Genomic DNA, 2,866 nt, shown 5'->3' on the forward strand with positions numbered 1-2,866 from the left:
AAACTGGTAAAGCTAAACAACGCGGAATCTCTGATAAATCATACTAGGTGTTCAGATGTTTACAACATAGGAAAGGTAGCAATACCGAATTGGGGGGTATCCGCCATTAAACAAGAGAAAAGTTTACCACCTCAGCCTCTGGTAATTTCGGCAACCAGTGTACTGCTTTAATGACAACCCCGTTCCTGAACTTTTTAGCGGTTCTGGCGGAAACCTCAGATGATGCGATCGCACTCCCAATTTTTCCTCTCTACGAGACGCAATCATGCGAACGCTTGTATTCTTTAGGGTAAGGCGATCGCTTCCTCGGTGTAACTTTTCCTCTAAGAAAGAATTTATGAAGGGCGATCGCCTTATGGCTAAATGATGCTAAGGCAATCCGCAGTAACTATTGACTATGGACTGTTGGCTATGGACTAATGACTAATGACTAATTACCATTGACCAATGACTAACCAAACCATTCATGTTATAGCTCGTTTTGTGGCAATACCTAATAAAGTAGAAGAACTCAAAGCAATATTATTGGGACTGATTGAATCAACTAAACTTGAAGCAGGTGTCATTAAATATGAACTTTTACAAAATCAATCAGATCCAACAGATTTTACTTTTGTAGAAGAGTGGGAATCTGCGGCAGCATTGGATACTCACTTAGCGTCACCCCATGTGCAAGCAGCAATAGCCAAGCTAGAAGGATTAATAGCTGCGCCACTAGAAAATATCCGCCGTTATTCTATTTTGGCTGCGATACCTACTATCCAAGGAGTGGAATCTTGAAATGGTTGCAGACAGGACAGTTGGTTCTTTAATTCTTCTAGCCAGGGGTTGAAGGTGAACGGCATCGCACCCCAACAAAATAATATTAGCGCCTACCTAAATATAGGTAAGCGCTATTGTTTTATTTCAATTCAGGGAAAAATATAGTCAAATGAGTTCCCTGATTTTTACTATTAATTAATTCCAATTTAATTTATTACACAGCACTGCGACGATTTAGCAAGTTCCACAAGAAAACAGCGACAATTGCGCCAATAACCGCTACTGCAATACCGGGAATGCTGAGTGTGGGGGCGGCTAATGTCAAGGTTCCTGTACTGAAGAATACACCCAAACTACCACCAACAAAAGCACCGATAATTCCTAATAAGATTGTTCCGAGAATTCCGCCGCCTTGATGACCAGGGTAGATAGCCTTTGCAATAGCACCAGCAATTAGACCTAAAACAATCCAAGCAAGAATATTCATTGTTTTAATTTTATAAACGTTTTCTACCAACAAATACGCAATAGCAATCTAAACATTGACATTCAATCTATCAACAGAACCAATTATTAATAGCCTTGAGGATGAATGCTGTTACTTCTGTTGATATACCTCATAACTGAAATGGATAATAAATAAAAAAGCTCTTAGTTGGTCTAAAACTAGGAGCTAATAAATTCATTGCTTGATAATTGCAGTATATGCATTTTTAATGATTTATCTCATCTACTTTAAGAATTAAGCTAAGTTTGAAAGCCGAATATTAATTTGATAAGGTGAAGGAGTAAATGGCTTGTAGCTGCGACCAATGTAAAAGAAGTCATCAATTGCTGGCTTGAATACGTGCCTAGAGAGGCTAAATCAACTTATTCCTGTTATATCTATCTTTTGCGCTAGTCAGGCAGTCGGTTGCTGACGCGTGAAAACCGCTAATTGAGCGGTGAAAGCACGCTTGAAGGCGGGCCGCGCTTCGCCACGGGCGACATAGGTAGAGAGATTCGGATAGTCGTCCACCATACCCGAGTCTTTCAACCTGAGCAGCACTTCCACCATCATAAGGTCGCCTGCGCTGAATGCGCCATCGAGCCAGTCGGCATCTCCAAGGTGACTGGAAAGTTCTAAGAGCCGATTACGGATGCGGCCTTCGACGACACGCAGGCGCTGCTCGTACCAGACCTCATCACGCTCTAAGTACGTGGCGATTTCCCGATCAACGATTGGCGGCTCCATCGTGTTAAGTGCGGCAAACATCCATGCGATCGCTCGCGCTCGACTATTCGCATCGTCTGGCAACAGCCCTGTATGGCGCTTTGCGATATGGAACACGATTGCCCCCGACTCGAACAGGGCGAGATCACCTTCCTCATAAGTTGGAATTTGCCCGAAAGGATGAAGCGCACGGTGCGCGGGTTGCTTCATCTCACTGAACGAAACAAGACGAACGTTGTAAGGTTGTCCCACTTCTTCAAGCGCCCAGCGAACGCGCATATCACGCGCCAGTCCCTTGCCGCCATCAGGCGACCGTTCAAAGGCTGTAATAATGGGTGTCATTGTCAGGGTCATGGTGATTTCTCCTTTCGATCCAATTTTCTGCTTTGGGTGTGTGTTCTAGCTCCAGTAAACTAGCTCTCCAGCCATTCCATAACTGATTGAATCTGCTGTTGCTCAACACCGCAGCTTTGTTGTCCGTAGCATAAAATAGTTGGCTGGGCTGGTTTGGGTTTGAGAAAGTTTAAGAATGGAATGACGGTGAGAAACGCAACTATTACCAGGGTTCCCATTTGTTGAGGCGATGCCAACGTATGTAAACTACGCTTCGCTCTTAACTGACTTTCCCCTAGAACTAGCTGCGATCGCTATCCTTCTTCTTTTCTACTCTAGTTCTGCCTCTAATTCTTTGAATTTTTTGTACTCCCTATCTTTGTGCTGCCAGTATTTATTTACTGTTTCTTTAGCTGCAACTGCACTTTCATATTCATCTCCACCTTGGAGAGTTAATCTTTCTCTTACTTTTTTCCGAAGGTCAGAGATGATTTTACCATTAACTTTGCGGGTTTTAGCCCAATCTAAAATAGTTTGTGGATAAGAACTAGTGCCAAT

The 2,866-nt window shown here is 43.1% G+C and carries 5 protein-coding genes and 1 pseudogene; 2 read left to right on the plus strand and 4 right to left on the minus strand.

The features are described 5' to 3' along the window. Positions 1-170: 170 nt before the first annotated feature. Both H6G26_RS44115 and H6G26_RS40525 read left to right on the plus strand, forming a co-directional pair. The gene (locus H6G26_RS44115; RefSeq protein ID WP_277883975.1) at positions 171-293 is read left to right on the plus strand and encodes a hypothetical protein; all 123 of its coding nucleotides are present in this window, start codon (positions 171-173) and stop codon (positions 291-293) included. A 154-nt stretch (positions 294-447) separates the two neighbouring features. Next, positions 448-780 carry a putative quinol monooxygenase gene (locus H6G26_RS40525; protein ID WP_190737649.1) on the plus strand — a complete coding sequence of 111 codons (333 nt, stop codon included), beginning with the start codon at positions 448-450 and terminating at the stop codon, positions 778-780. 196 nt (positions 781-976) lie between these two features. On the opposite strand, the gene H6G26_RS40530 is transcribed toward H6G26_RS40525, so the two are convergent. The 4 genes and pseudogenes from H6G26_RS40530 to H6G26_RS40545 all read right to left on the minus strand — a co-directional run. After that, entirely contained in the window at positions 977-1,249 is a 273-nt protein-coding gene (locus H6G26_RS40530; RefSeq protein ID WP_190737652.1) for a GlsB/YeaQ/YmgE family stress response membrane protein, read from the minus strand. A 414-nt stretch (positions 1,250-1,663) separates the two neighbouring features. Next, positions 1,664-2,329 carry a glutathione S-transferase family protein gene (locus H6G26_RS40535; RefSeq protein WP_199327298.1) on the minus strand — a complete coding sequence of 222 codons (666 nt, stop codon included), beginning with the start codon at positions 2,327-2,329 and terminating at the stop codon, positions 1,664-1,666. A 59-nt stretch (positions 2,330-2,388) separates the two neighbouring features. After that, on the minus strand, positions 2,389-2,565 hold the full coding sequence (locus H6G26_RS40540) for a hypothetical protein (protein WP_190737655.1): 177 nt from the start codon (positions 2,563-2,565) through the stop codon (positions 2,389-2,391). 73 nt (positions 2,566-2,638) lie between these two features. Next, positions 2,639-2,866 (minus strand): annotated as a pseudogene (locus H6G26_RS40545) (deoxyribodipyrimidine photo-lyase); the annotation flags it as partial.

The organism is Nostoc sp. FACHB-888 (genome assembly GCF_014696655.1).
In the GTDB taxonomy this organism is placed as follows: domain Bacteria; phylum Cyanobacteriota; class Cyanobacteriia; order Cyanobacteriales; family Nostocaceae; genus Nostoc.

What these genes read in the sequence shown, in the direction of transcription:
- H6G26_RS40525 (WP_190737649.1), top strand. Translation starts at nt 448, where the DNA reads ATGACTAACCAAACCATTCATGTTATAGCTCGTTTTGTGGCAATACCT.
- H6G26_RS40535 (WP_199327298.1), bottom strand. Translation starts at nt 2,329, where the DNA reads ATGACCCTGACAATGACACCCATTATTACAGCCTTTGAACGGTCGCCT.
- H6G26_RS40530 (WP_190737652.1), bottom strand. Translation starts at nt 1,249, where the DNA reads ATGAATATTCTTGCTTGGATTGTTTTAGGTCTAATTGCTGGTGCTATT.
- H6G26_RS44115 (WP_277883975.1), top strand. Translation starts at nt 171, where the DNA reads ATGACAACCCCGTTCCTGAACTTTTTAGCGGTTCTGGCGGAAACCTCA.